This window comes from Aeromonas enterica, from assembly GCF_054052465.1.
This window is the reverse complement of sequence record NZ_JBSTYL010000015.1, coordinates 52,081-73,903: the sequence shown is the minus strand read 5'-3', so window position 1 is coordinate 73,903 and position 21,823 is coordinate 52,081. Positions and strand designations below refer to the sequence as shown.

The following is a 21,823-nucleotide window of genomic DNA, read 5'->3' as shown; positions in this document are numbered from 1 at the left end:
ACTGCGCCCGAAGGCGCAGCGTGGATGGTTGGCGAGGCGGCTCTGACGGGGCCGCCTTTTTTATCCGGCCGGATCAGTAACCGCCGCGGGCATCCTTGACCGCCAGTCCCAGCTGCCACACCGCCATGGCGTAGTGGGTACTGTGGTTGTAGCGGGTGATGGTGTAGAAGTTGGGCAGGCCGTACCAGTATTGATAGCCGGTGCCCACATCGAGGCGCAGCAGGCTCGACTCGCTGTGATTGCCGAGGGTGCTGGTGGGAGTCAGGCCGGCGCGGCGCAGGGTGGCGACCGGGTAGCGGGTCTGAAAGCCGTGCTCATAGCCGGGCAGCTGGCCCTGACCACGCACCGCCACCGGTTGTCCCTTTTCCCAGCCGTGGGCCTTGAAGTAGTTGGCCACGCTGCCGATGGCATCCACCGGATCCCACAGGTTGGTGTGGCCGTTGCCATTGAAGTCCACCGCGTAGCGCTGGAAGCTGGAGGGCATGAACTGGCCGTAGCCCATGGCGCCGGCGTAGGAGCCCTTGGGTTCGGTGGGATCCATCCCCTCGTCGCGGGTCATCACCAGGAAAGATTCCAATTCGCTGGTGAAGAACTCGGCCCGGCGCGGGTAGTCGAATGCCAGGGTCGCCAGCGCATCCAGAATGCGGGTCTTGCCCATCACCCGACCCCAGCGGGTCTCCACCCCGATAATGCCGACGATGATCTCCGGCGGCACGCCGTACACCTGCTGGGCACGGTTGAGTTCGTTCTCGTATTCGCGCCAGAAGTTGACGCCGTTTTGCACGTTGTCCGGGGTGATGAACTTGGCTCGGTAGCGATTCCAGGCGCCGGTCGGGCCTGTCGGCTTGCTCGGCGTGGGAGCCTGGGCATCCATCAGCCGGATGATCCAGTCATAACGCTCTGCCTGTGCCAGCACACCGTGCAGCTCTGCGCCGTCAAACCCGTGCTTTTGCACCATGCGTTGCACGAACTGATCCACGTTGCTGCGATTGGCAAAATCCCCCTTGCTGACCCCCTGCCCGTAGACGGGGCGGCTCGGCGGCGTCTGGTTGATGAAGGCGCTGTTGGGCTGGGGTTTGACCACGGGCTGGGTAGCCGGCGTGCTGCTGCAGCCGTAGAGCAGGGGAAACAGGGAAAGTGTGAGCACGGAGACAAGGCGACGCATAAGGTTCTCATGAGCCTGAAAAAGAGTGCCGCCATGGTAAAACATTGTCATCCATGCGCAAGTGCTCAGTGCATCGCAGGGGCCCTGTTCATCGCTCATTGTGCCCTTGTTGCCGCAGGGTGTGATAACCGCTCCAGAGCCGGGTCAGGGTGGTGATGAGACAGAGCAGGGCAAAGCCGTAGGCGAGCGGGGCGAACGCCGCGGGCCAGAGGCACATCAGTACGAACAGGGTTATGGTCTCGCTCCCCTCGGTGAGGCCGCCCAGATAATAGAGGGACTTGTGGTGGTAGACGGGGTTTTCGATCCCCCGCTTGCCCGCCATGATGGCGAAGGCCAGAAAGCTCGAGCCGGTGCCCATGAAGGCAAACAGCAGGGTGGCGGCGGGCAGGGCGTTGGCGGGGGCGCTCAGGGCAAACCCCAGCACCACGGCGGCGTAGAAGATGAAATCGAGGGTGATGTCGAGAAAGCCGCCGCAGTCGGTGATCCCGACTTCCCGTGCCACGGCGCCGTCCAGCCCGTCCAGCAAGCGGTTGAGCAGGATGACGACCAGTGCCTGCGGATAGAGGCCTAACGCCAGCAGCGGCAGCGCCAGCATGCCGATGGCAAAGCCGGTGAGGCTTATCTGGTTGGCGCTGATCCCGGCCCGGCACAGGGGCTTGGCCAGCCGGGTGAGGGGGTAGCGGATCACGGGGATCAGGTGGCGATCAAACAAGGTCGGGATCCTCGGTCAGCAAACAAAGAGACGGCGTGAGATCGAGTATGGTGCCGGGGGCATCCTCCTCGTCATGGGTCACCAGGATGGCAGGGATGCCTTTGGCCTTGAGCCGCTCGAACACCAGGGTTCTGAACGCGGCGCGCAGCGGTTTGTCGAGGCGCGAGAAGGGTTCGTCCAGCAGCAGGGCTTGCGGCTCGGCCAACAGGGCCCGCAGCAGACTGACCCGCGCCTTCTGGCCGCCGGAGAGTGCCCCCGGCAACTTGTCGGCCTGATCCGCCAGCGCCACTTGCGCCAGTGCGGCCAGCGCGGCTGCCCGTCTGGCCGCCAATCCCTTGAGGGTGGCGGGCATGCCGAACATCAGGTTCTCGGCCACTGTCAGGTGGGCAAACAGCAGGTCATCCTGAAACAGCATGCCGATGCGCCGCGCCTGGGGAGGCAAGGGGGTGAGCAGCTGCTCGTCGAGCCGTATCTCCCCCTCCAGCCGGAGCGGGCCCCTGGGCGGCAAGACTCCCGCCAGCGCCGCCAGCAGCGAGCTCTTGCCACAGCCGCTTGGTCCCATCAGGGTCAGCACTTCGCCGGGGGCTACCTGCAACGCGGGCAGCGACAGCAGCAGGTTTTCATCGAGGTAGAGGCGAAGGGGCGTGGTGCTCAGCATCGGCAAGTTCTCGTGTTCAGCGGGCGCCCTTGAGCGCCGGGTTGAGCCTGGCTGGCAGCCAGAGCGCCAGCAGATAGATAAAGAGCGGCAGCAGCAGTTGCAGCAGGCCATAGAGGCCCGCCAGCCGCCGGTTGAGGCCGCTGCCGATGGCCACCGCTTCGGTGGTGATGGTGACCACCCGGCCCGCGCCAAACAGCAGAGTCGGCAGATATTGGGCAAGGCTCACTGCCGCGCCCACCGCGAAGGCAAACAGCAGCGGGCGGGCCAGCAGTGGCCCTTTTACCCGCCACCAGGCGCGCCAGGGGCCGGCCCCCAGCGTCAGCGCGGCTTGCACAAGGCGCGGGTCGAACTGGCGATAGGGGCCGTGCAGGCAAAGGTAGACGTAAGGGAAGACAAACAGCAGCTGGCTCCAGAGCACCCAGCCCCAGCCGATGCCGCTGCCTCCCCACTGCAGGCTTAGCCAGTCGAGCCCGAGGCGGGCGCCAAACAGCAGGCTGGCCTGGGGCAGCAAGAGTGGCAGGCAGATGAGCCAGAGCGGCCAGGGGCGACGGCCCTGCTGCGCCTCCAGGCTCAGCACCACCATGATCAGCGCCAGCAGCCCGCTTGCCAGTGCCAGCAGGGCGCTGTCGGTGAGCAGTGGCATCAGGCCCGGCAGCAGATCTTGCCAATGCTGGCCGCTCCATTGGCTCGGCCACAGGTCGGGGAAGGACCAGCGCCGGGTCAGCGACCAGAGCAGCAGTGCCCCCAGCACCGCCAGATTGACCGCGATCAGGACAAATACGCTGCCGCTGGCCAGGCGGGCGGCCAGCAGACCAGACTCGGTCCGGCGGCCATCGAGCCAAGTGTGCTTGCCGATGGTCGTGTGGCCCCACTCCAGCAGCCGGAGGCCTGCGAGCAGCAGCAGGCTGAGGGCGAGCAGCAAGAGGGCCCCGCTGGCGGTGGCGCCACGCCAGACGAGATCCGGATCCTGATACCAGAGCCACAACCTGACCGCCAGCGGGGCGGGGGCATCAGGCCCCAGCAGCTGGGCCAGATCCACCACGGCCACCCCGTAGGCGGCCACCGCATAGAGGGGCAGGCGCAGGGCGGGCCAGAGGGCCGGCAGCAGCAGGCGCCTCCAGATCTGCGGCGTGCTGAACCCCAGGCTGGCGCCGAGCCACTGCTGGCGCGCCAGCTTGGCAGGCTCCAGTGCGGCCAGTGCCATCAGCAGCAGAAAGGGGGTTTCCTTCAGGATCAGGGCGAGGATCAGCCCAAGGCCCAGCGGATCCTTGATGGTCTGCCAGTCGGGGGGAAACTCGAAACCGGTGAGCGCTGGTGAGACGAGACGCAGCAGCCAGCCGGAGGGGGCGAGCAGAAAGGCCAAGCCGATGGCAAAGGCGACGTGGGGCAGCGCCAGCAGGGGAGAGAGCAGGCGGTGCAGCAGTGAAAAGGCCCGGCTCTTTGCCCCCTGCTGGCCGCTGTGCGCCAGCAGTAGCGCCGTCAGCAGCAGGCTGCCCAGGGTCGAGGCGGTGCCAATCCAGAAGCTCAGGGCCGCCGAGTGCCAGAGTCCGGGCTGGGCCAGCAGCCGTTGAAGGTGCGAAGGAGCCCCCCCTTCGGCCAGCAGCAACCCCAGTCCCCCCAGCAAGGGGGCGGCCAGCAGGGCGGCGCAGCCGGCGCCAAACAACGGGCGCCAGGTAGAAGGACGGTGACCGGCCAGGCTCATCAGTGACCGTAACGCTTTGCCCAGGCCGCTTCGAGCTTGAGCTGCCAGCTGGGATGGGGTTCGGCCACCGCCTTGAAGCGCAGCGCCTGCACAGGTTTGGCCGAGATCGGCAGGGCACTGGCTTGCAGCACGCTGGGATCACCCCAGAAGGCCGCCTCGGCCTTGCGTGCCTGGGCCACCGGGCTCAGCAGGAAGTTGGCCACCACCTTGGCGCCAGCCCGGGCCCTGGCGTTGAAGGGGATGGCGAGAAAGTGGCTGTTGGTCAACGCCCCTTTCTCCATGGCGACCGCCACCACATTGGGGGGCAAGGTGCCATTTTGCACCGCGCTCTGGGCTTCCTGCGGGTTGAAGCTGATGGCCATGGCGAGCTCGCCATCATCGAGCAACTGGCGGGTCTCGGCGGCGCTGGCGGGGAACAGCTTGCCCTTGCGCCAGAGCGCTGGGTGCAACTCATCGAGCCAGGCCCAGAGCGGGGCCGTTAGCCGGTCAAAGTCGGCGTCGGTCGCCTCCCGATAGAGGGGGGCGGGATCGGCTGTCAACTCCAGCAGGATCTGCTTGAGAAAGCTGGAACCATGAAACTGGGGTGGCTTGGGATAGGTGAAGCGACCGGGATGGGCCTTGACCCAGGCGAGCAGGGTCGGCGCCGAGGCTGGCGGGGTAGCCACCTCATCCTCATTGACCATGAGATTGAGCTGGCCTATGCCCCAGGGGGCCTCCAGCCCTTCGACCGGCACTGTGAAGTCCTCACTCACCGGCAGCGTATTGTCTACCCGCACCATATTGGGCAGATCCTGGGTAAAGGGGGCACCCAGCAGCCCTTGCTCCTTGAGCGCCTTGAAGTTCTTGCCGTTGACCCAGAGCAAGTCGATGGGGCCGTCCGCATTTTTGCCCGCCTGCCGATTGGCCAGCAACTGGCTGACGCTCTGGGCTATGTCATCCACCTTCACCTGCACCAGCTTGACCTGATACTGGCGCTCAAGTTCCTTGCTAGCCCATATCAGGTAGGCGTTGATCTCCGGGCTGCCGCCCCAGGCGTTGAAGTAGACTGTCTGCCCCTTCGCCTGGGCCAGGGTCTGCTGCCAGTGAGCATCCTGGCTGTCGTTGGCACTGGCATGGGCAAAGAGGGTGCCGCCTGCCAGCAGGGGCAGGGCGCACAACAGGGATTTGAGCAAGGGCAGGGGCTTGAGCATGGGAATTACCTTGGGCAAAGAGTCAGGCGCCGCGGCGCCAGCGATGATAACGGGCCAGCAGAGCCAGCAGCCGGGTGGGCTGGTGGGCCTGTTTCCACCCACCGGCCACGTACTTGTTCCCCTCCATCAGGGTGGGATAAGCGTGTATGGTGGCGAGGATCTTGCCAAGCCCCAGCCGGTGGCGCATGGCGAGCACAAATTCGGCGATCCGCTCGCCGGCGTGCGTGCCCACTATGGTGGCACCCAGGATCTTGTCCTTGCCGGGCACGGTCAGCACCTCGATAAAGCCGTGGCGCTCCCCGTCGGCGATGGCGCGATCCAGCTCGGCCAGCGCGAAACGGGTCGCCTCGAAGGGGATACCCTCGGCTTCGGCCTCCTTGCGGTTGAGGCCGACCCGGGCGATCTCCGGCGTGGTGTAAGTGGCGGCCGGGATCACCCTGTAGTCCGCCTTGAAACGCTTGAACTGGCCGAACAGGGCATTGACGGCGGCATACCAGGCCTGATGGGCGGCGAAGTGGGTGAACTGGTAGGGGCCGGCCACGTCCCCCACCGCTAGTATGCTGGGGTAGTTGGTGGCCAGAAAGCCGTCGACCTTGACCGTGCCACGGGGCGCCAGTTCCACTCCCAGCGCCTCCAGCCCAAAGCCGCTCACATTGGCAATGCGGCCCAGCGCCAGCAGCAGTTGATCGCCCTCAATCACTTGCGTTTCATCGCCTCGGCGCAGTTGCAGTCGAATGGGCAGGGGGGCAGTTTGCTCTTGCGCTGATTGCGGCTGCGGGTTTGATGCCGGATCCCCCTCTGGCCGATAGTCGACCCGCTCGGCGCGCCAGCCGGTGAGCACGGTTACCCCGTCATGAGCCAGCTGTGCGGCCAGCGCCTCGCCGACCTCCCGCTCTTCGCGCGGCAGCAGCTGATCGGCCAGCTCCACTTGCGTGACCGGGATGCCGAGCAGGGCAAAGCTCTGGGCCAGTTCGCAGCCGATGGGGCCGCCGCCAAGCACCAGCAGACGGCGCGGCGGGGTGCGCAGCTGCCAGAGGTTATCCGAGGTGAGATAAGGCACGTCGGCCAATCCTGGCAGATCCGGCACCAAGGGTCTGGCACCGGTGGCGAGCACGATATGGCGGCTGGCAAGGCGCCGGCCGTTGACCTCCAGTTCCCAGGGGGAGACCAGTTTTGCCTCCCCCGCGATGCACTCCACTCCCAGTCCCTGATAACGCATGGCCGAATCGTGGGGCTCGACTTCCTTGATCACCTGGGCCACCCGCGCCATCACGGCGGCAAAGTCGGCGCGGGTCTGGCTCGGGCTGAAGCCCAGCTCGTTTGCCCTGCGCTGCTCGGCAGCAAAGCGGCTGCTTCGGATCAGCGCCTTGGAGGGGACGCAGCCACTGTTGAGACAATCTCCCCCCATCTTGTGTTTCTCGACCAGCGCCACCTTGGCCTTGACCGCCGCGGCGATATAGCTGGTGACCAGCCCGCCTGCCCCGGCCCCTATCACCAGCAGGTTGTAGTCATAACGGGCAGGCTTTCGATAGGGCGCATGGAGGCGGTGCAGGGCGAGTCGCTGCATCGCGCGCTTGATCAAAAAGGGCATCAGCCCCAGCAGGGTCAGCGCCACCATCAGGCCGGGAGAGAGTATGTTGCCCGTGTTGGTTAATTGGCCAAGCTCGCTCCCCGCCAGCACGTAGACGAAGGTACCGGGCAGCATGCCAAGCTGGCTCACCCAGTAGTAGGTGCTGACTCTGATGGGAGTGAGCCCCATCAGCAGGTTGACCAGGAAGAAGGGGAAGATGGGGATGAGGCGCAGGCTCAGCAGGTAGAGGGCGCCATCCTTCTCCATGCCGGCCTGGAAGGTGGCCAGCTTGTCGCCAAAGCGCCGCTCGACCCAGTCGCGCAGCAGGAAGCGGGCACTGAGAAAGGCCAGTGTGGCGCCCAATGAGCTGGCAAAGGAGACCAGCAGCAGCCCCCAGCCAATGCCAAACACGGCGCTGCCCCCTAGCGTGAGCAGGCTGGCGCCGGGCAGGGAGAGCGCCGTGCTCAGCACATAGATGACCACGAACAGCAGGCAGGCGGCCACGAAATGGTCATCGACCAGGGTGGCCAGCTCGGCCTGGCGGGCCTGCAGTTGGGGCAGGCTCAGGTAGTGGCCAAGGTCAAAGGCAAAGAAGGCGCCGACCAGGCACCCCATCACCAGCAGAAGCAGCAGGCGGGCTCGTTTCATCAGGTGTCCTTGCCGGGTTGCTGGCCTTGTGCGACGGCAGGGCGCTCGGGTTGCACCGGTAGCTGGCAGAAACCCTGGGGGGCGATATCGAGGGCGGCATTGAACTTGGCCGACATGTTCTGGAAGGCGATGAGGCCGGTCAGCTCCACCATGGCATCGTCATCGAACCAGGGCTTGAGGCGGGCTGCTTGCTCATCGCTGACCCCATCCAGTCCTGTCATGGCCTCTGTGTAGTCGAGCACCGCTTTTTCCCGCTCGTCAAACAGGGGGCTGCTGCGCCAGTCAGCCAGCGCCTCCACCTTGTCGCTGGAACCGGCCCGCTTGATGAGGGTCATGGCGTTGATGTCGACGCAGAAGCGGCACCAGTTGAGCTGGGAGACCCGCACCGTCACCAGGGAGCGCAGTACGGGATCGATGGGTGAGCGCTTGCGGTTGATGACGCCGTAGAGGGTGGCCACTGCGGCGAACAGCCGGGGCGAACGGCCCCAGCACTTGCCCGGGATCAGCACCTGACCGTAGTTGCGTTTCTGCAGCCAGAAAAAGGGGCGGATAAACCAGGCATATTCCCGATCGGGTTTTACCTCGACGCGCATTGATTACCTTCTATTGTTTCAAATTGGGTTTGTAGGCTTGGCCGAGTCGCTCGTTCAGGCGGATCAAAAAATCCTCGATCCGTGCCCGGTTGGTGCCCAGATCGCTGCGTCCCTGCCGGGAGGCCGATCGCATGTCGATGCGGGTCTCTTTTGGGCCGGCAACGACTCGCAGCGCCACGTCATCCTGAAAGCCGAACCAGCCGGTCGTCACCACGGCATCGAGACCATCCTGACTCGGCCGCACCTGCCAGCCCAGCTGTTCCATCAGGGCATGGGCCTCGGTGATCACCTCGACCGGAGAGGCGCTGGTATAGAGAGGACCGGGCTTTGTCTCGATTGCTTTCAATGGCGGAGGATTGATTGGCAGATCCTGCGCCGTTCTGAGTTCGGCGGCCCAGTCGAGGCGAGGGGGATTGTAGGGATCCGTGCTGACATCGTTGAGCAGCGGCGTACGCAGAGCTTGCATGACGAACATCAGGGGTAGCAGCAGCGGCGCTATGCCCCACAGGCTCGGGACCTTGCGCCGGCTCCAGGGCAGGCGGACCAGCAACAGGAGTGATATCAGCGCACCGAACAGACTGATGGTGAACCCCAGCCACCAGGGCCAGAGGTGAAATCGACTGCCGAGGGCGCCACCGAAGGGAAGCAACCAGGCCAGAAGCGGCCACCACAAATAACTGGGCATAACGGGGATCCACTGGTTATGATGGACAAGTGCTCAGAAGGATAAACTTAATTGACTGATAACGTTAGTAAATTTATCTCAATCCTGTTGTTCTTCCCAAGCACTTCGCTGTGGGCAGACAGCGCAGTGCTGGCGGCGGGGGACATGTGGCGCGCCGAAATCGTCTATGAGGACGTACCTGGTGTCATTAAGGTTGAACCCGGTTATGTCATGCCCTTGCCCCAGGAGACCACGGCTGCCCAAGGAGCGGTGCGACGCCAGGCGGTGCGCATCGATTATGATCCGGCCCTGGTGGGCTATGGCGACCTGCTCAATGTCTTCTGGCAATTGGTGGATGGGCGGGATGGCGGTGGGCAATATTGCAATCGGGGACAGGCGTTTGCACCGGCCTTGCTGCCGAAGGATGATTATCAGTGGCGCCTGGCCCAGGTGAGCCTGACGCGCTGGCAGGCCCTGCACGGACGGCCGAGCCGGGTCGATCTCTGGCCGGATAGCCAGTTCACGCCGGCACCCGAGATGGAAAACTGGGCGCAGCGCCATCCCTGGCGCTTTGGCTTCTATGCCCGCCGTTGCGGCGGCTGGCCCGTGACATTGACGCCCGAGCCCTGAGTCATCAGTTGCGGTAGAGCACCTTGATAAGGTGAAAACCGAACTTGGTGCGTACCGGGCCGAGCACGGTCAGCAGTTCGCCCTTGAACACGGCATCGTCAAACGGCTTGACCATATCGCCTTTCGAAAACTCCCCCAGATCCCCCGAGCGTTTGGACGAGGCACAGGTAGAGAAACGCTTGGCCATCTGACCAAAGTCGGCTCCCTTGGCAAGTTTCTCCTTGATCTCCAGACACTGCTTCTCTGTCTTGACCAGGATGTGCTGGGCACAGGCTTTCTTCATGTTGGCGCTCCTCGGCGGCGGGTAAATCGGGGCGCAAGATTACTCCAATTCCCGCCGCGCGTCAGCCGTCATGCACGGATTAGCTGCGGGCGCGGGCGCCGAGGCGGCTTCTTGAGCGCGATTGCCAGAGGATCTCCAGCCCCAGCAGGGCATGCAGGCTCCAGATAGCCAGAGGATTGAGCCAGTCGCCCCCCAGTTGCAGGGTGGCCAGTGCGCTGCATGCCAGCAACAGAGTGATGCCCGGCAGGCGCCAGTGTGCCGGCAGCGGCGCCAGCATGGCCATCCCCAGCAGGATGGCGAGCCCGAATGGCAAATTGAGCGCGGTAAAGGCCAGCGCCTGTTGGCCGTTCATGCCGGTCAGCAGGGCCAGCAGGGCGCTGCAACAGGCGAGAAAAGTAATGAACTCGAGTCGATCGGCAATATAGTCAGCCATCTCTTCGCTGCGTGCGTGCATGCGGTGTCTCCTTTGATGGGGCGCGGGTCTCTGGTCAATAGGGTCAGTGTGGGCGAGAAGTGCTCAGGGCGGCAGCGGGATAAATCGATTGAGCTGAACGAGGCTTTGATTGAACGATTGCAACTGTTTGATCCTTATCGGCAAACTTGAGTCATGTGCACACTGGGCGACATGAGATGACAGCAAAAAAGTTGCACGGATGCGGCGTGAGGGCGGGTTGCCGTGATCTTGGTCAGTGGCCGACAGTAGATGTCGCGTACTGCTGGCGCGCCGGATGATTGCGCCGTCAGGAAAAGTACGGCGTTTTGCGATGGATTTACTGGCTCGAGCGAGTATGAATTGCCCTTTTCTGTCCACAATGGCATAAGTCTGTGGGGCAGGCGGGAGGAAAGTGAGCAAGCCGAGCGGCAAAGGCTTCAATAATATGGTGAATTTCGATGTTGCCCCGCTCTGATGTTGGACCGGGGATATGCTAGGATGAGGCGCGCTTGCGATCGAGTGAGCCTCATATTCGTTCTGAATATCGCATTATTTTAATCATGTTCTTCGGGGAAATTGACGTTTGACAGGATGCAATCCGCCCCTGCCTGCAGGGATATCACCGCCCGGACGGGCTTTTTGTCGTGGAGTTCGCGCCCTGGGACTGAGCCTCTGTCTGCTGCTGTTCGTCACGCCGGCGATGGCGGCCAAACTTACCTATCAGATCAAGGGCCTGAAAGGGGAGACCAAGGATAACGTCGAAGCCTACCTCAATGCCCTGCCTGTCTATCAGGAGCGCCAGTACCGTCCGGCCCGCGCCAAGATCACCGAAAGCGTGCAAAAAGCCCTGCAGGTCTATGGCTACTATCAGCCCAAGATCACCCTGAGCCGTGACAAAAAAGCCCCCGCCAAGGTGGTGGTCGAGGTGGATGCGGGCAAACCTGTCATCATCTCCCGCCTCGATATACTGCTGGAAGGGGACGCGAGCAGCGACGAGCTCTACAGTGAATTGCTCGACAAGCTGCCCCTGAAGGAGGGGGATCCCCTCAACCACGGCAAATACGAATCCATCAAGGCGGATCTGGGCAGTCTGGGGCTGGCTCGCGGCTATTTCGACGCCAAGATCAGCCAGAGTCAGGTCAAGGTGTTCCCGGATCAGGGCACCGCCGAGATCTACATACTGTTTCGTTCCGGCCCTCGTTACCACTTTGGCGAGATCCACTACGACGCCACGCCGGAGGCGCTGCGCCTCATTCGGCCGCTTATCAACATCAAGAGCGGCGACCCTTATCTGGCGATCCGGCTGGCCGAGATGTCGCAGGATGTCTCCTCCACCAAGCTGTTCAAGCAGGTGGATATCAAACCCATGATCAGCCAGGCCGAGGGCAACCGGGTGCCGGTACAGGTGACGCTCTCCAACCGGGTCGACCATGAGATCGAGACGGGTATCGGCTTTGCCACCGACGTGGGCCCGCGCATGAGTGCCACCTGGGAGAAGCCCTGGGTCAACCGTTACGGCCACCGCCTCAATGGGACCGCCAACATCTCGGCCCCCCAATCCGATCTCAGCTTCGATTACCAGATCCCGGTGGGTAACCCGCTGCGGGACTACTACTCGCTGCAGACCGGTTATCGCTACACCAACAACAACGACACCCGTTCCGATCTGACCACCTTCAGCGTGCACCGCTGGAAACGGCGGCCGGAGAGCTGGGATCGGGACGTCTTCATCCGGCTTGAAAACGAGCGCTATGTACAGGGCAAGGACGAGGGGAACAGCCTGCTGTTGATCCCCGGCGTTTCCTGGTCGCGACTGCGGGTACGCGGCGGCCTGGTGCCTGACTGGGGCGATCGTCAGCAACTGACTCTGGAGTTTTCCGACCCGCATTGGGGATCGGACATCAGCTTCATGCGGGTGTGGGGTCGCAGCAAGTGGCTGCGTACCCTGGGGGACGATCACCGCTTCCTGCTGCGGGCCGAACAGGGCGCCATCATAGGGGACAGCTTCTCGCTGGTGCCACCGTCACTGCGCTTCTTCACCGGTGGCGATCAGACGGTGCGTGGCTACGGTTACGAGACCATCTCGCCGCGCGATGATGAGGGCAAGTTGCTGGGGGGCCGCTACGTGAGTGTCGCCAGTGCCGAATACAACTACCGTTTCAGCGACAAGTGGCTCGGCGCCCTGTTCGTGGATGGTGGTACTGCCACGGTGGACTACAGCGAGCCCTGGAAGATAGGCACAGGGATCGGCGTGCGCTGGGTCACCCCCATCGGTCAGGTCAGACTCGATCTGGCGGTGGGCATTTCCGAAGAAGACAAGCCGCTGCGGCTCCATTTCGCGCTGGGGCCTGAATTATGATCCGGTTTGACCACACTCATTCTCTTTGTTCTCTTGTCTGGCCGCTGCGGCTGCATGTTTCGCGGGGGTCTGCGTTGTGATCTGGGTAAAACGTATCTTTCTCTGGCTCATGGGCCTCATCTTTTTGCTGCTCATCGGTGTCAGCCTGCTGGGCTTCACTCATCAGGGCAACAAATGGTTGTGGCAACAGGCCAGGGAGGCGCTCCCCTCCTTGAAAGGAGAATTGGTCGCCGGTCAACTTGGCTACGGCTGGACCCTGGAAGGGGTCGGCTGGCAGGACGAACTGGTAGATGTCACGGTCGAGCGCGCCGTGCTGGACTGGGATCTCGGCAAGCTGCTGCAGGGCAAGCTCTGGATCAAGTCTCTGGTGGTTACCCACCCCGTGGTCAAGGTCGCGGAATCTGAGCCTGTGCCGGAAGAGCCGTCGGAGCCCTTCGTCTGGCATCCGTTGCCCCTCAAAATCCAGATAGACAGCCTCAAGGTGGCAGATCTCGATCTGGCCGTGCCCGGTGTAGGGGTGACCCTCACCTCTCTCGACATAGGTGCCACCCTCAGTCGCAAGGGGCTCATAGTGCGTGGGCCCGTGCTCGATGGTTTGAGTGTCACGCTGGTCGAGACGCCACCGGCTGCTGCAACCAAACCGACGGCTGGCAAAGGGGTATCCAAAGACAAGGCCGCCGTCACCGCCAAGGTGAATGGCGACAGCAAGGCGGAACAGGCTGAAAAAGCGGCTCCTATCGAGCTGCCCGCCATCCGCCTGCCATTCCCCATTCAGCTTGAAGGTGTGTTGGCAACGCGCTTTCGCTATCAGCAAGGGGAGCTGATCGAGGGGATCGACAAGTTGCTGCTGTCGGCCAGTGCGAAAGAAGAACGCATCGAGGTGCGCGAGCTCTCCCTGCGCCATGCCATGGCGGATCTGGCGCTCAAGGGCCATGTCCTGCTGACCGGGGATTATCCGCTTGAGTTGACCCTGGATGCCAAGGCCCGCAAGGGGCTATTGGATGGCGAACTCAAAGGGGAGCAGGCAACCCTGACTCTGGGGGGCTCGGTAGGCAAGCTGGCACTGGCGCTGCAAGCCAGGGGGCCGGTGGCCGCCCACCTGAAGGGTTCCCTGGCAGCCCTCGATCCTGACTTGCCGTTTGATCTCGGGCTGGAGTGGAAGAGTCTCGGCTGGCCGTTGCAGACTGTTACCAAACAAGCAGCCAAGAGCGAGCCCAGCTATCAGCTGGACAAGGGCAGTCTGAGCGCCAAGGGCAAGCTCTCCGGCTACCAGTTTGCCTTGAATACCGCCGGCAAGGGGACGGACGTGCCGCCCTTCAAGCTGGCGCTGACGGGCAAGGGGGATCTGACGCAGCTGAACCAGATAAACCTGCTGCTCAACGCTCTCAAGGGGGAGCTCAAGCTTGACGGCAAGCTCGCCTGGGACAAGGGGGGGCGCTGGCAGGGGAGCACAGAATTCAAGGGGATCAACCCGGCCGAGCTGGTGCCCGAGCTCAAGGGGGCGCTGGCGGGCAAGATTGCCAGCCGTTTCGAGCTCGATGAGGCTGGCCACTGGCAACTGCAACTGCCTGAGCTGAAGGTGGATGGCAAGCTCAACCAGTATCCGCTGGCCATCAAGGGGGAGCTCAGCGGCAACGACAAGATGGAGTGGACCATCCCGGCGCTGGCGCTGCAAAGCGGCCCCAACCAGCTGCAGGTCAAGGGCAGCCTCAGCCAGCCGGCGTGGAAGCTGGACGCGGATCTCGATGCCCCCAACCTGGCCGGGCTCTACCCCGGCCTGAAGGGAGACATCAAGGGACAGGTGCGCCTCACCGGCAGCCAGCAGGCGCCAAGGGTCACGACGGAACTGGCCGCCAGCCGGCTCTACTATGCGGGCACGGATCTGAAAGGGATCGCCATCAAGGGCAATGCCCTGGTCGGCGACAAGCCGGCCGGCGAGCTGGCGCTGACGGTGGCGAGCCTGGTGCAGGGTGCGACCAGCCTCAGTCAGCTGGCGCTCAACCTGAGCGGCGACCTCAATCAGCATGTGTTGTCACTGACCATGAAGGGGGATCCGGTGGCCGCCAACCTCAACCTGAGCGGTGGCTTGCGCGGGGATCGCTGGCGCGGTGCACTCTCCGAGCTCAAGTTGAAGACGCCACTGCGGCGCTGGGAGCTGGCGGCCCCCTGGACGCTTGACCTCGATCTGCCGCGCCAGCGGTTGACCATGGGGGATCTCTGTCTGGGCTCCCAGGGGGCCAACCTCTGTGTCAAGGGCAGCCAGGTGTCGGCCCAACAGGGCAGCCTCGAATTTGCACTGAGCGGATTTGATCTCAAACGACTGCGTCCCTGGCTGCCGGAAAACTTCCGCTGGCAGGCGACGCTTGCTGCCGATGGGCGAGCGAGCTGGCGTGGCAGTCAGCCGACCCTGCACGCCACAGTGCGCACCACACCGGGTACTTTTGTTGCCGATGAGCTCAAGACCGATTACCAGCGTCTCGAATTGGGTGTGGACTTCGAACGCCAGCAGGCGGCGATCCGGCTCGACTTTGCCTCCGAGCAGATCGGCAATATCGATACTGATCTGCTGATCCGGGATCCTTCCGGTCGTGGCAATCTCTCCGGTCAGCTCAAGTTTGATGATCTCAAGCTGACCACCTTCGCCCCGCTTATCCCGGAGGTGCGTTCCCTGCAGGGGATCATTTCGGCCGATGCCCGCTTCGATGGCACCCTGGCCTCGCCCCTGCTGTTTGGTCAACTCAACCTGCTGGATGGCGAAGTGCAGACCCACTCCGACATGGTGACCCTCTCCAAGCTGGTGACTCGCCTCAAGATTGAAGGCAACCGGGCAGAGCTCGACGGCTCCATGCTGGTGGGCAAGGGGCCGCTGGCGCTGGGCGGCTGGCTGAGCTGGGCCAAGATGCCGGTCAGTGGCAGCCTCACCATTCAGGGCAAGGAGCTGGAAGCCCAGTATCCGGGCATGGGACGAGTACGGGTTTCCCCCGATATCGCCATCTCGCTGGGAGAGGAGACCCGGATCAGCGGCCAGGTCGACATTCCCTGGGCGCGGATCCTGGTCAAGAGTCTGCCCGAGAGTGCGGTGGCGGTCTCCGACGACGTGACCGTGGTCTATGACGATCTGCCGCCAGTGCCCAAGGCGGCGCCGCTGCCGATGGAGATCAAGCTGGCCATCCGGCTCGGTGACGACGTGCGGCTGGAAGCCATGGGCCTCAAGACCAAGGTGGGGGGGGGTATCAACATCCGCCAGGATCCCTCGCGGCCACTGGCGGGCAACGGCCAGCTGGTGCTCAACGATGGGCGCTTCAAGGCCTATGGCCAGAACCTCATCATCAAGGATGGCCGCATCCTCTTCTCCGGCCCCCTCGATCAGCCCTTCCTCAACATAGAGGCGTATCGGGATCCCGATACCATAGAGGACAAGGTGACGGTCGGGGTGCGGGTGACGGGACCGGCGAGCAAGCCCAAGATCACCGTCTACTCGGAGCCGCAGATGGCCCAGTCCGAGCAGCTCTCTTACCTGTTGCGCGGCAAGGGGTTGCAAACCAGTGGCGAGGATGGCGGCTTCAACGGACTGCTGGTGGCGGGCGCCGTCAGCCAGGCCAACGGCGTGGTCTCCAGTCTGGGAGAATCCCTCGGCATGAGCGACGTGGCGCTCGACACCGCCGGCAGTGGCGACAACACCCAGGTGACCCTGTCGGCCTACCTGCTGCCCGGTCTGCAGTTCCAGTACGGGGTCGGGGTATTCAGCCCCATCGCCGAGTTCAAACTGCGCTACGAGCTGATGCCGAGGCTCTACCTGCAGGCCATGAGCGGGGTGGCCCAGGCGGTGGACATCTTCTATCGCTTCACCCTGTAGGGAAGGTAAATAAAAAGCGGGAGGCCTTGGCCTCCCGCTTTGTTTGCTGCGGTGCTCGTCAGAACTTGTAGAGCCAGGAGACGGCGGTGAAATAGCCGTCGTAGTCCTGGTTCAGGTTGCCGAGGTTGCGCTCTTCGCCGGTGTAGAGGTAATCCACATCCTGGAAGTATTCGTAGCGCACGTCCCAGCGCAGCGAGTGCTGCTTGGTGAGCTGATAGAGGGCATAGCCTTCCAGCCGGTGCTGCTTGCTGGTGAGATCCGGGTAGTCATAGCCCTTGCTGGCGTCTGTCTTGCCGCGGCCATAGGCGAAGCTGTAATCGAGCCCGAGCTCGAGATCCCGGTCAAACGCCTTCTTCTGGGTCAGCCCCAACCCCAGGGTGGTTATCTCGTCGCGCACCGCCGTGCTGTAGGGATCCCAGTCTGGCGCGCCGGTATAGGCGTGATTCTGGGCCGAGTTGATCCACTGCAGGTTGCTGAACAGATGGCCGCTCAGGTTGTCATCAAACTGCTGGTTGAGGGTGAGATCCAGGCCATAGTCCTTGTCCTCGCTGCGCCCTATGTCCGGCTCCTTGTAATCATCCTTGGCCCACCAGCCTTCCAGACTGGCATTCAGCCCCTCGCTGAACTGGTAACCGAGATCGGTTCTGAGCTCCACCCGGTCCCGATCGGCCAGGTAGAACTGGCGCAGGGTCGGGCTGCCGTTGCCAGCATCGCTGTCATGGCGCCAGTCAGAGCCGTTGCGGGTGCTCCAGGCAAGCTTGCCGCCCAGTTGCAGCGCACCGACCGGGCGATAGCGCCCCTTGACGAACAGGGTGTGCTCGTCGGTGTCGCGCCGATCGGCCTGCTCCCGCTGATCACCCCGGTACTGGTAGCCGGTGGTAAGTTTGATCGCGCGATTGAGCCGGTAGTCGGCCTCGAGATCCGCCTTGCTGCGGGTACGATCGCTCTTGCTGCGCTGCTTGCCGACCACGGCGTATTCGTCTGACTTGTCCTTGCGATCCCGATACTCCCCACCGGCCCGCAGGGTGAGATCCCGGCCAAAGCGGCCCACCCACTTGGCATCGGCCTGGAAGGTGCTGATCTCGCCGTGGAAGTCATCCTGGGCGACGGGGGCATTGCGAAAGGCGGTCAGGCTGCCGTTGGAGCTGGCCTGACTGGTGAGGACGCGGCCGGTCAGGCTCTGCCTGTCCCAGTTGTACTGGCCGGAGAGGCTCAGCTGGTGGAAGTTGTTGTCCGGTTCATAGGCCCGCTCGTTGGCATAAGGGTCGGTGACGCTGCCGTAATAGAGGGCCGTGTCATCGGTGCGATAGAGGGAGCCGTTGTAGGCGAGATCGACCAGCCAGCCTTCGCCCAGATAACTGACGCCACTCTTGACCAGGGTGGTCGAGGTACCGTCGACGGGTTTGGGCAAGAGGCCGGGCACACTGCCGATGCCGGGCACGGTTGGTTGGTAGTAGGCGAGGGTCGCCTCTTTTTTCTCATGAGAAAAATCGGCATAGGGGCGCCACGGGCTCTTGGGGGTATAGGCGAGCCCGGCGGTCAGCTTCTTGCGCACCACCTCCTTGTCAAATTCGGCCAGCTGGCCCTGGGTCAGCGGGCTGTCTCCCGGTTGATAGACACTGCGACCATGGGCATTCCAGTAGAAGGGGGACTCCGAGTAACCCATGCTGGCGCGAACGCCATCATAGTGGCCCTGCTCCAGCGCCAGGCTGAAGCGCTCCATGCCGAGGTTTTTCGCCTCGAGGGAACCGTAGCGGGAGCCTTCTCCCCGGTATTGCAGGTCGGCGTTGAAGATGCCGAGCATGCCGGTGTCCCGTTCACTGGGTACCCAGTTGCGAAAGCGGGTGGCGCCGTCATCGTTGACATAGCCGGCCCCCAGCCCCACCTCGCCAAACCAGCCGCTGTCGCGCTCGCATGACGTGCAGCGCCAGCGTTCTGTCTTGGCCGGTTTGGCTTGCTGCAGGGAGTAATCCCCTACTGCCAGCGGCTCCTCGGCCGCCTGGGCCGAACAGACCGCCAGCAGGGAGAGCCAAAGTGTTGAATATTTCATGACTTCTCTCCTCAGCGTTGCAGGGATTGACCATTGGGGTGGTTGGTCCCGTGGATCTGGTTATGACAATTCAGGCAACTGCCGCCACGCACCTTGAGATCCCCCTCGGGGATGGAAACGTTGGCATGGGGCACGCTGTGACACTCCTGACACAGTTGCGGCACCCGCTTGTTGAGCAGCGCCTGGTTGATGGAGCCGTGCGGACTGTGGCAGAGGGAGCAATCCTCGGTTACCGGCTCGTGTTCCCACAGGAAGGGGCCCCGTTTCTCGGCATGGCACTCGTAGCAGCTCTCGTTGAGGCTGGGCTGCTTCAGGCTGGCCTCGTTCTGCGACTGGTGCGGGTTGTGGCAGCTGGAGCAGGGCAGTTCGCCATTGAGGATGGGGTGGCTGGTGCGCTTGTGCAGATCGGCTTTCTGCTGGGCGTGGCAGCTGGTACAGGTCTCGACCTGCTTCTTGCTGTCCATCACCGGATCCTTGGCCTGGTGCAGGCTGTGGCAACTGCTGCAGGAGAGATCCTCCACCGCGTGGGCACTGGCATGCCAGCCCATTCGTTTGGCGTCGGTGTGGCAGGAGAGGCAGACGCTGTTCTGCTTCTCCACCGGCACCGGCGAATCGGGGCCGAAGGTGATCATGGGTTCCCGTTGCTGGCCCTTGCGGGGGTTGCGCGGGTGGTTGCCGGCAGGACCGTGGCAGGCTTCGCACTGCTTGTCCGCCATGGGCCCGTTCTGGTTGCCGAGGTTGCCGTGCACATTGTGGAAGATGCCGGTGGCAGGCTTGCGCGAATCGGCATCGTGACACTTGAGGCAGGTATCGGCGCCCTTGGGGGAGTATTTCCCCTGATCGAATTTCTGGTCGAGGGCGGCCTCGACCTGCAGGCGGGGATCGGCATCGGCCGCCGGCTGGGCATCACTCTTGGCCCAGACGGGCAGGCAACTGAGTGCCAGCAAACCCGCCAGGAGCCACTGCGGGGTGGTTATTTTCATATCGTGTCCTTCAACGGCAAAGGGCCAGGGGCAAGTCCCCTGGCCTGGTGGTTTCAACGGAAGTCATACACCTTGTGAACCTTGTCGACGCCCTGCTCCTGCCCGACGGCATGGCAAGACGCGCACTGTTCAACCCCGGTGGCGGCCTCTATCGTTTCTGCACCAAAGATGGCGCCGTTGTTCTTCATGTGGGTTGCCCACTCGTCCCCGGCGACCGGGCTGTCCGGTTTGACCAGACCCAGCGGTGACTTGAGGTGGCAGCTGGCGCAGACCACCAGAGTCGGGCTGAAGAACTTGGGCTGCTTGTTGTCTGCCGTGGTGCTCACCAGAGAGGGGCGCTCGTTCTGCTGGTTGGGCAGGTTGTATTGCGCCTTGGTGTGGCAGGACTCGCAGTTGTTCAGCTTGCCCGGGAAGGTGGCATCCCCGCTGCGGTGGGAACCGTAGGCGTGGAAGGAGTGCACGTGGTACTTGAGATCACCCGGCACGCCCGCGTAGAAGGAGGTGCGGGTGGCGTTGTGACAACTGGTGCACTGGGCAAAGTCCTTGGAGGCGTGGGCTGAACCCGCGTTCCCCTCGGTGTGGATGGCCAGATCCTTGTGACAACCGTTACAGGAAGCCAGATCCGCGCCTGCCTTGAGCACATAGCTGCTGTCGACCCCGCCTTCGACCCGGAAGTAGGCCTTGGCCGGGTTGATGGCCACGTAGGAGAGGGCGCTGGCGGTGCTGCTGCAGGGGAGCAGATCCCCGGCGGCGAAGGCGCCATTGCGATCCGCCTTGCGGGCCACGCAGACCTGCAGTTCGGCGACCGTGGCCGCCAGGGTGCCGGTAACTTCGTTGCCCACCTCTTTGCGACACAGGAAGCTGCCGCCACCCTGACTTTCGCACTTGGTGAAGTCAATCTTGTTGCCGGTGACGAAAGTTTGCGGGTTGGTGTAGGCCAGCTCGTAACCATTGCCCTGATCCCAGTTGACCAGGATGTAGGGGGCCTTGGCCAGATCGCCGTACTTGATGTATTTGAGCACGCCGTCCATGGTTTCGACCGGGCTGCCATCGGCGGTCACTGTCAGTTCGACCTCGATGTTGGGCGCCGCGTATCTGACGTCATCGAATGTGAACACCAGCTTGTCGCGACCGGCGGCCTCATTGGCGAGATAGCCCATGTGCACGCTGCTGGGGGACTTGGTGTTGCCCGGCTCTTCCGCATGGCACTGGGTACAGAGAGTGCCGCTGTTGATCTTGCCGTTGATGTGGCTGACGTAACCGGTCGTGGTGGTGGAGTCCGCATGGCAGGCGCCGCAGGGTTTCTCCTGGGCGTGTTGCCAGTTGTTGGCGTCCGGCGTGGTCGGGGTGACATCCTTGTGGCAGGTATCGCAGTTGCGTGGATCCTGCGGGAAGTGGCTCACCAGCTTGGTGGCGGTCGGGTCCAGATTGCCGTGCAGCTTGTGCACCAGGGTGGTCAGATCGCCGCGACCGCTGCCGGGTACGCTCTCGTTGTGGCAGGTGACGCAGAGCTTGGGATCGGCGCGGTTGCTGTGGTGGATCGGCTGCTTCATGTGGCAGCTGTCGCAGTTTTGCTGTTCCAGAATGTCGCGGGTCAGCAGCGGCGGGGTTCCCGCAGGCACCCAGTCCTGCACGTAGTCGGTGACCGGAATGTCATTGCTGCCACCGAAGTAGATGCCGAGGCGATGAGTCGCTGCCTCATCCCAGCGGATCAAGCCGTTGTTGTCCTGCGAATCGCTCGGATAAGGGTCGCGCACCGTGGTGGCATTGAAGGAGAAGGTGTAGCGGTATTGACCACTGCCCAGGGGTTCCAGCTTGCCGCTGTTCTCACTGGTCGGCCGGTTGTTCTTGGTACTGTAGATGAAGCTCTTCCAGACGACCGGGTCTTGCCGCGCGGCGTCACGGCCGGGGATCACCTTGGCCAGAGTGAAGGAGGGGAGTGTGGCTCCCAGGTCATAGCCCTTGCCTTGTTTGTCGGTGACGCTGAACTGCACCGAGAGTTGACCGCTCTCGTTCAACAGGGGCGTGGAGGCCGAGATGATAAGTGAATCCGGGGTACCGGGAGGGGGGGGCGGTGGATCTGTCTTGTCGTTTCCGTCGCCACCGCCACCACAGGACGACAGGGCGAACACCATTGCTGCAGCCACCAATACTTTCCAGTATTTCATTGTTTTATCCTTTTTTATCGGACTTATTGTTCCATGTATGAGCCAAGTCAAAAAATTCCCAAAAACATACCACTTAAGGGTCAAATGAGGACTTAATACGGTATAAATGATTTCCATCTTAATTGTAAGGTTTATATATTAACCGGCGTTGACCGAAGT

At 63.2% G+C, this 21,823-nt stretch carries 16 protein-coding genes; 3 read left to right on the top strand and 13 right to left on the bottom strand.

Annotated elements, in window-relative coordinates; translation table 11 throughout:
- Positions 1 to 73: 73 nt before the first annotated feature.
- From mltB to ACW5XD_RS15560, 8 genes are all read right to left on the bottom strand, one after another.
- Complete coding sequence (gene mltB, locus ACW5XD_RS15595) at positions 74 to 1,165, bottom strand: lytic murein transglycosylase B (RefSeq protein WP_456495635.1); 1,092 nt, start codon at positions 1,163 to 1,165, stop codon at positions 74 to 76.
- Positions 1,166 to 1,253: 88 nt separating this feature from the next.
- On the bottom strand, positions 1,254 to 1,877 hold the full coding sequence (locus tag ACW5XD_RS15590; protein ID WP_456495634.1) for a CDP-alcohol phosphatidyltransferase family protein: 624 nt from the start codon (positions 1,875 to 1,877) through the stop codon (positions 1,254 to 1,256).
- Entirely contained in the window at positions 1,870 to 2,535 is a 666-nt protein-coding gene (locus ACW5XD_RS15585) for an ATP-binding cassette domain-containing protein (protein ID WP_456495633.1), read from the bottom strand. Before ACW5XD_RS15585 ends, ACW5XD_RS15590 begins: the two co-directional genes overlap by 8 nt.
- Before the next feature lie 16 nt (positions 2,536 to 2,551).
- Complete coding sequence (locus tag ACW5XD_RS15580) at positions 2,552 to 4,237, bottom strand: ABC transporter permease (protein ID WP_456495632.1); 1,686 nt, start codon at positions 4,235 to 4,237, stop codon at positions 2,552 to 2,554.
- On the bottom strand, positions 4,237 to 5,427 hold the full coding sequence (locus ACW5XD_RS15575; protein WP_456495631.1) for an ABC transporter substrate-binding protein: 1,191 nt from the start codon (positions 5,425 to 5,427) through the stop codon (positions 4,237 to 4,239). Before ACW5XD_RS15575 ends, ACW5XD_RS15580 begins: the two co-directional genes overlap by 1 nt.
- Before the next feature lie 22 nt (positions 5,428 to 5,449).
- A complete protein-coding gene (locus ACW5XD_RS15570; RefSeq protein WP_456495630.1) occupies positions 5,450 to 7,645 on the bottom strand; it encodes an FAD-dependent oxidoreductase in 2,196 nt (731 codons plus the stop codon).
- Entirely contained in the window at positions 7,645 to 8,238 is a 594-nt protein-coding gene (locus tag ACW5XD_RS15565; protein WP_456495629.1) for a carboxymuconolactone decarboxylase family protein, read from the bottom strand. Before ACW5XD_RS15565 ends, ACW5XD_RS15570 begins: the two co-directional genes overlap by 1 nt.
- A gap of 10 nt (positions 8,239 to 8,248) precedes the next feature.
- Complete coding sequence (locus ACW5XD_RS15560; RefSeq protein WP_456495628.1) at positions 8,249 to 8,923, bottom strand: DUF1499 domain-containing protein; 675 nt, start codon at positions 8,921 to 8,923, stop codon at positions 8,249 to 8,251.
- A gap of 51 nt (positions 8,924 to 8,974) precedes the next feature.
- Between ACW5XD_RS15560 and ACW5XD_RS15555 the strand changes: the two genes are divergently transcribed.
- On the top strand, positions 8,975 to 9,532 hold the full coding sequence (locus ACW5XD_RS15555) for a peptide-methionine (S)-S-oxide reductase (protein ID WP_456495627.1): 558 nt from the start codon (positions 8,975 to 8,977) through the stop codon (positions 9,530 to 9,532).
- Positions 9,533 to 9,536: 4 nt separating this feature from the next.
- Here the strand turns inward: ACW5XD_RS15555 and ACW5XD_RS15550 are convergent, their stop codons facing one another.
- A complete protein-coding gene (locus tag ACW5XD_RS15550) occupies positions 9,537 to 9,815 on the bottom strand; it encodes a peptidylprolyl isomerase (RefSeq protein WP_005309750.1) in 279 nt (92 codons plus the stop codon).
- A gap of 79 nt (positions 9,816 to 9,894) precedes the next feature.
- A complete protein-coding gene (locus ACW5XD_RS15545; protein WP_456495626.1) occupies positions 9,895 to 10,269 on the bottom strand; it encodes a hypothetical protein in 375 nt (124 codons plus the stop codon).
- Between the two features lie 562 nt (positions 10,270 to 10,831).
- On the opposite strand from ACW5XD_RS15545, the gene tamA reads away from it, so the two are divergent.
- Positions 10,832 to 12,607 (top strand): autotransporter assembly complex protein TamA, encoded by a 1,776-nt coding sequence (gene tamA / locus ACW5XD_RS15540; RefSeq protein ID WP_456495625.1) that lies wholly within the window; start codon positions 10,832 to 10,834, stop codon positions 12,605 to 12,607.
- A gap of 76 nt (positions 12,608 to 12,683) precedes the next feature.
- Positions 12,684 to 16,463, top strand: coding sequence for an autotransporter assembly complex protein TamB (gene tamB / locus ACW5XD_RS15535; RefSeq protein ID WP_456495624.1), 3,780 nt, complete (start codon positions 12,684 to 12,686; stop codon positions 16,461 to 16,463).
- 58 nt (positions 16,464 to 16,521) lie between these two features.
- Here tamB and ACW5XD_RS15530 read toward each other — a convergent pair whose 3' ends face one another.
- The 3 genes from ACW5XD_RS15530 to ACW5XD_RS15520 are packed head-to-tail and all read right to left on the bottom strand — an operon-like array spanning position 16,522 to position 21,664.
- Complete coding sequence (locus tag ACW5XD_RS15530) at positions 16,522 to 18,513, bottom strand: MtrB/PioB family decaheme-associated outer membrane protein (protein WP_456495623.1); 1,992 nt, start codon at positions 18,511 to 18,513, stop codon at positions 16,522 to 16,524.
- Between the two features lie 11 nt (positions 18,514 to 18,524).
- Positions 18,525 to 19,496, bottom strand: coding sequence for a DmsE family decaheme c-type cytochrome (locus tag ACW5XD_RS15525; RefSeq protein WP_456495622.1), 972 nt, complete (start codon positions 19,494 to 19,496; stop codon positions 18,525 to 18,527).
- Between the two features lie 53 nt (positions 19,497 to 19,549).
- Positions 19,550 to 21,664, bottom strand: a complete 2,115-nt coding sequence (locus ACW5XD_RS15520; protein ID WP_456495621.1) for an OmcA/MtrC family decaheme c-type cytochrome — start codon at positions 21,662 to 21,664, stop codon at positions 19,550 to 19,552.
- Positions 21,665 to 21,823 lie beyond the last annotated feature (159 nt).